Origin of the sequence: Nocardia farcinica (assembly GCF_029867845.1) — a bacterium.
GTDB lineage: Bacteria > Actinomycetota > Actinomycetes > Mycobacteriales > Mycobacteriaceae > Nocardia > Nocardia farcinica_A.
Window position 1 is genome coordinate 1 of sequence record NZ_JARWRU010000477.1, and the last position, 5,300, is coordinate 5,300.

A 5,300-nucleotide genomic window follows, 5' to 3' on the forward strand; every position below is an offset into this window, starting at 1 on the left:
CCTGACACCCCGGCGCCGCGGCGCCCCGTGTTGCGTTTCGTGGCCGTGGCGGGTCGGGTCGCACACATGGCGGCGCGCGGCGGCCTGGCCGCCCGGCACACCGGCGCCGAGCGGGTGCATCTGATCGGCACCGCCGCCACCCCGCTCGGCGGCGATCACATCGCCGTCACAGTGCTCGTCGGTCCCGGCGCGCGCCTGAGCCTGCGTGGTGTCGCGGCGACCATGGCCCTGCCCGGCCGCGGCACCCTCGCCTCCTCCGCGCACTGGCATTTCGAGGTCGCCGAAGGCGGCGAGCTGGATGTGGACACCCCGGCCATGATCGTCGCGGGCGGGGCCGAGCACGCCACGGTCACCAGCGTCGGTCTGGCTGCCTGCTCCCGGCTGCGGCTGCGTGAGCAGGTGCAGATCGGCCGCACCGGCGAACGGCACGGCCGCTGGCGCGGCGACCTGATCGCCGATCTCGGCGAGCTCCCGCTGGTGCGGCACCGTCTCGAGCTCGGCGCCGGTGTCGCCACCGACGACGCGCTCACCGCGCCGCGCGCCCTGATCAGCGAACTGTGCTATCCCGACGAGCGGCCCGCCTCGACCACCGGTCTCGACGCGGCCCGCCTTCCGCTGGCCCTTGGCGGCAGTCTCTCCACCGGACTCGGCGAGACACTCGCGCACACCCGCCTGCCCGGCTAGCGCCCAGCGGGTGGAACCACTCAGCGGGTCGAACCACCCAGCGGGTCGAACACGGCATCACGCGGCTCCGCATGACGCACCGGGAGCGGGCCTGGTGGCCTGCCGGCGCGGGGGCGTGCCCGGGTCCGGCGCGGTGTGCGCCCCCTCGGTGGCGAAGCGTCTACGGAGTCCGCGCGGACGAGCTCAGGACGCCCGTTGGTCGGCGGCGGCCTTCTTCCCCGGCGCCCGCCCGGGGGAAGGCGGTGCGCCGAGGGCCGCGGCGAGTTCGTCCGCGTCCTCCTGATCGTCGTTGACCTGTTCCAGGGCGAGCCGGGCGAACACCCACTGCTCGGTGGCCGCCATCTGGCCGCGGCTGCGGCCGAGGAACGTGACGAACCACTGGATGCAGGTGATCAGGCGGCTGCGGTAGCCGATCAGGTAGTACAGGTGCAGGGCCAGCCACGCCAGCCAGGCGATGAAGCCCCCGAACTCCAGCTTGCCGACCTGGCAGACGGCGCTGAACCGCGAGACGGTGGCCATGCTGCCCTTGTTGAAGTACTTGAAGGGCTTGCGCTCCTGCGGCTGCTGGCCCTTCAGGCCCGCCTTGATGGCCTTGGCGGCGTAGGTGGCGCCCTGGATCGCGCCCTGCGCCTGGCCTGGCACGCCGGGCACCGACATGAGGTCGCCGACGACGAAGACGTTCGGGTGGCCCTTGATGGTCAGGTCGGGTTCGACGATGACGCGGCCCGCGCGGTCGACCTCGGTGCCCTCGGACCGCTCGGCCAGCATCTTGCCCAGCGGACTGGCCTGCACGCCCGCCGACCACACCTTGCAGGCCGACTCGATGCGGCGGGTGGTGCCGTCGGGATCGCGGACCGTCACCCCGTGCGCGTCGACATCGGTGACCATGGCGTTGAGCTGGATCTCCACGCCCATCTTCTCCAGCCGACGCTGCGCCTTGAGGCCCAGCTTGGGACCCATCGGGCCGAGCACCGCGCCCGCGCCCTCGATGAGGATCACCCTGGCGTCGCGGGGATCGAAGTTGTCGAAGGTGCCTTCCAGCGTGCGGTCGGCGAGTTCGGCGATCTGCCCGGCCAGCTCCACGCCGGTGGGGCCGGCGCCGATCACCACGAAGGTCAGCAGCCGGTCGCGGACCTCCTGGGAGGTGGCCACCTCGGCGCCCTCGAACGCGCCGAGGATGCGCCCGCGCAGTTCCAGCGCGTCGTCGATGGTCTTCATGCCGGGCGCGTAGGTGGCGAAGTGGTCGTTGCCGAAGTACGACTGCTGGGCGCCGGTGGCCACGATCAGGCTGTCGAACGGGGTGACGGTGTCGTGGTTGAGCAGCCGCGAGCTGACCGTCCTGTTCTCCAGGTCGATGTCGGTGACCTCGCCGAGCAGCACCCGCACGTTCTTCTGTTTGCGCAGCACCAGGCGGGTGGCGGGGGCGATCTCGCCGACCGAGAGGATGCCGGTGGCCACCTGGTACAGCAGCGGCTGGAACAGGTGGGTGGAGGTCTTGGAGATCAGCGTGACGTCCACGTCGGCGCGCTTGAGGTGCTTGGTTCCGAACAGGCCGCCGAACCCGGAGCCGATCACCACCACCCGGTGCCGACGCTTCTCGACAGGCTGAGTGCTCATCGTCGTGCTCCTCGACAGACCAGGGGTTCGCCCCGCCAACGGTTCTTCTGACGGTCTAACCGTAGTCGGCCGGTCGACGGGCGTCACGACGAGAGGGGCCTACGGCGTGTGCGCCGCCACCCTTCGCCTCTTGTCCGCCACCCTCCGTCGCTGTCGGAGGGTGGCGGCGTTCGCCGGGATCCGGGCCGGATCAGCGTCCGGCGAGCAGGATCTCCGCCAGCCTCGTATCCGTCTCGGCGCCTTCGGTGTAACCGCCCTCGGCGCCCATGGCGGTCATGATCGACAGCGTGTAGCGCTCGCCGGGGCCGGCGAAGCCGACCGAGTTGACCACCCAGCCGCCCTCCTCCTGTGACCAGCCGTTCTTCAGGCCCGGACGCATCGAGGCGCCCGCGCCCCACACGCCCCAGTGCTGGTTGGGGTCGACCCGGCGCATCAGGTCGAGCAGGTAGTTGCGGTCGTCGGGGTGCATGGCGTCGAGCACGTGGCTCATCAGCCGGTCCAGGTCGGCGGTGGTGCACTTCTGGTAGGACCAGTCCGGGAACAGCGGCCCGTTGGTCGGCATCGGCACCAGGCTCACCATGCCGTTGGCGCGGAAGGCGTTGTTGTAGGCCATCCGGTCGGGGCCCGCGTGCTTGTTCCACAGCAGGTCGGTGGCGGTGTCGTTGGAGGTGGCCATCTTCGACTCCATCAGGCCGCGGTCCTCCGGGGTGAGCACCAGCGCGCCCACGCGGGCCCGGTTGAGCAGGTCGGCGGCGATGGCGAGCTTGATGGTGGAGGCGGTCCACACCGAGTCCTCGGCGTGTTCGTTGGCGTAGACCGCGCCGGAGACGCGATCGCGCAGCACGTAGCCGGTGACGCCCGGCCTGCCGGCCAGGTACTGGTCGGCGCTGCGGATGCGATTGCTCAGGTCGCAGTCGAAGTTGCCGAAGCAGCCGCCGGGCGCGGCGTGGGCGGCGGGCGCGGCGGCGCCGGGGAGGATGGAGGGCGCGCTGGGGATCAAGATCGCCGCGGCGGCAAGGACACAAGCGGTTGCGGCCACGCGGGGAACGGCCCCGGTGGCGGCCTGGGGATAACGCACGAGGGACGACGATGGCACACCAGCGCCGCAGATGCACGTCTTGAGCTGCGGCCGCGGATGTGCTAAGCGCGACTTCGTCGACCGTGTCCCGAAAACCGGTGCGCGCCAGCCTTTTTCGATTTGTCCGGTTCCGTGCCGGGGTGCCGGCCGCTCAGCGGGATGCGGCGCGGCGGTCCTCGGCGGCTCGGCCGTTGAGGCGGTGGCAGTGCTCGAAGGCCTCGGCGTGCCGTTCGCGCGGCCAGCTGTGCAGGACCACCGAGCGTCCGTAGTGCCGGGTGTTCACCAGCTCCCATCGCTCGCCGACGCGACGCACAGTGAACCCGTCCCTCGGGACCAGCGGGAGGACCCTCGCAGCCATGAACGCGGACCAGCCTTTCGACGTGACTCGTTTCCGACAGCCCCCTGTCGACCGCAGACTGTGGCACATCGGCCCGCGCGGACGCCCGTGACACGACCACCACGCCCGCCGGGGTGTGTCCCAATTCACTCCACGCGGGCGGGCCGGGGGAGTTGCGCGCCGGTCGCTGACGTATAAACGGACCATGCCGCTGCACATCCATCGGGCCGAGCGCGCGGACACTCTGGTCGACGCGCTCGCCGCGCGATCGTCGGTGCCGCAAGCGGATCCGTTCGCGCCCGAGGTGATCGCGGTGCCCGCCAAGGGCGTCGAGCGCTGGCTCACCCAGCGGTTGTCCGGCACCCTCGGCGCGTCCGAGGGCGGCTCGGACGGCGTCGCCGCCAACATCGCCTTCCCCGCACCGGCCGCGCTGGTCACCGGCGTGCTCGCCGCCTGCACCGGCATCGACCCCGAGCGGGACCCGTGGAGCCGGGACCGGCTGGTGTGGCCGGTGCTGCGCGCGCTGGACCGCGCGGTCACCGAGCCGTGGTGCGCGGTGCCCGCTCGCTATCTCGGCGCGGCCTCCGACGGCCGCGATCACCGCGTCGGCAGGCGCTACGCCACCGCGGCCCACCTGGCCGCGCTGTTCGACAGCTACGGCGCGCAGCGACCCGAGCTGATCCTGGACTGGGCGGCCGGTGGTGACGGCGACGGCGCGGGCGGCCGGGTGCCCGAGGACCTGGCCTGGCAGCCGCGGCTGTGGCGGATGGTCCGTGAGGAGATCGGCGTGCCCGCCCCCGCCGAGAGGCTGGCGGACGCGTGTGCGTGGCTGCGCGCCGAGCCGGGCCTGGTCGACCTGCCCGACCGGCTGTCGCTGTTCGGGGTGACCCGGCTGGCCACCGACCAGCTGGCCGTGCTCGCGGCCCTCGCCGCGCACCGAGAGGTGCATCTGTGGCTGGTGCATCCCAGCCCGGTCATGTGGCGCGCCCTGGCCGCCCGCCCACCCGCGCGCCCGCGCGCCGCCGACACCAGTGCCGCCGCCGTGCGCCACCCGCTGCTGGCCGGCCTCGCCCGCGAGGTACGGGAACTGCAACAGCGGCTGACGGTGCTCGCCGTGCCGGAGGACGACGACGGCTACCTGCCGCCGTCCTCGCCGGCCGAGCCGAGCCTGCTGCGCGCCCTTCAGGCCGGGCTGCGCGAGGACGTGTGGCCGCCCGCCGAACGGGTCGCCGCCGACGGCACCGTCGAGGTGCACGCCTGCCACGGCCCGGCCAGGCAGGTGGAGGTGCTGCGCGAACGGCTGCTCGCCCTGTTCGCCGCCGATCACACCCTCGAACCCCGCGACGTGCTGGTCATGTGCCCGGAGGTGGAGACCTTCGCGCCGCTGGTGCGCGCCGCCTTCGGCACGCCGGGCGCGGGCGAGCCGGGGGAGCAGACCCATCCGGCGCAGCAGTTGCGGGTGCGGCTGGCCGATCGTGGCCGCGGGGTGACCAATCCGCTGCTCGCGGTGGCGCGCACACTGCTGGAACTGGCCGACGGCCGTGTCACGGTGACGCAGGTGCTCGATCTGGCCGCCTCCGAAAC

General features: G+C 72.7%; 5 protein-coding genes. 2 read left to right on the forward strand and 3 right to left on the reverse strand.

Going from position 1 to position 5,300, the window contains the following annotated elements:
• Positions 1 to 27 precede the first annotated feature (27 nt).
• Complete coding sequence (locus tag QH283_RS10225; RefSeq protein ID WP_432420695.1) at positions 28 to 684, forward strand: urease accessory protein UreD; 657 nt, start codon at positions 28 to 30, stop codon at positions 682 to 684.
• Between the two features lie 183 nt (positions 685 to 867).
• Here the strand turns inward: QH283_RS10225 and QH283_RS10230 are convergent, their stop codons facing one another.
• The 3 genes from QH283_RS10230 to QH283_RS10240 form a co-directional block, all read right to left on the reverse strand.
• Positions 868 to 2,301, reverse strand: a complete 1,434-nt coding sequence (locus tag QH283_RS10230; RefSeq protein ID WP_280502779.1) for an NAD(P)/FAD-dependent oxidoreductase — start codon at positions 2,299 to 2,301, stop codon at positions 868 to 870.
• Positions 2,302 to 2,491: 190 nt separating this feature from the next.
• Positions 2,492 to 3,340 (reverse strand): tat pathway signal sequence, encoded by an 849-nt coding sequence (locus QH283_RS10235; RefSeq protein WP_280502780.1) that lies wholly within the window; start codon positions 3,338 to 3,340, stop codon positions 2,492 to 2,494.
• 190 nt (positions 3,341 to 3,530) lie between these two features.
• The gene (locus QH283_RS10240) at positions 3,531 to 3,737 is read right to left on the reverse strand and encodes a hypothetical protein (protein WP_280502781.1); all 207 of its coding nucleotides are present in this window, start codon (positions 3,735 to 3,737) and stop codon (positions 3,531 to 3,533) included.
• A gap of 184 nt (positions 3,738 to 3,921) precedes the next feature.
• Here QH283_RS10240 and QH283_RS10245 point away from each other — a divergent pair.
• Positions 3,922 to 5,300: exodeoxyribonuclease V subunit gamma (locus tag QH283_RS10245; RefSeq protein ID WP_280502782.1), on the forward strand; the 1,379-nt coding region annotated here is incomplete at its 3' end.

Excerpts from the sequence above, each read along its gene's own strand:
- QH283_RS10230 (WP_280502779.1), bottom strand. The coding sequence starts at position 2,301 with ATGAGCACTCAGCCTGTCGAGAAGCGTCGGCACCGGGTGGTGGTGATC.
- QH283_RS10240 (WP_280502781.1), bottom strand. The coding sequence starts at position 3,737 with ATGGCTGCGAGGGTCCTCCCGCTGGTCCCGAGGGACGGGTTCACTGTG.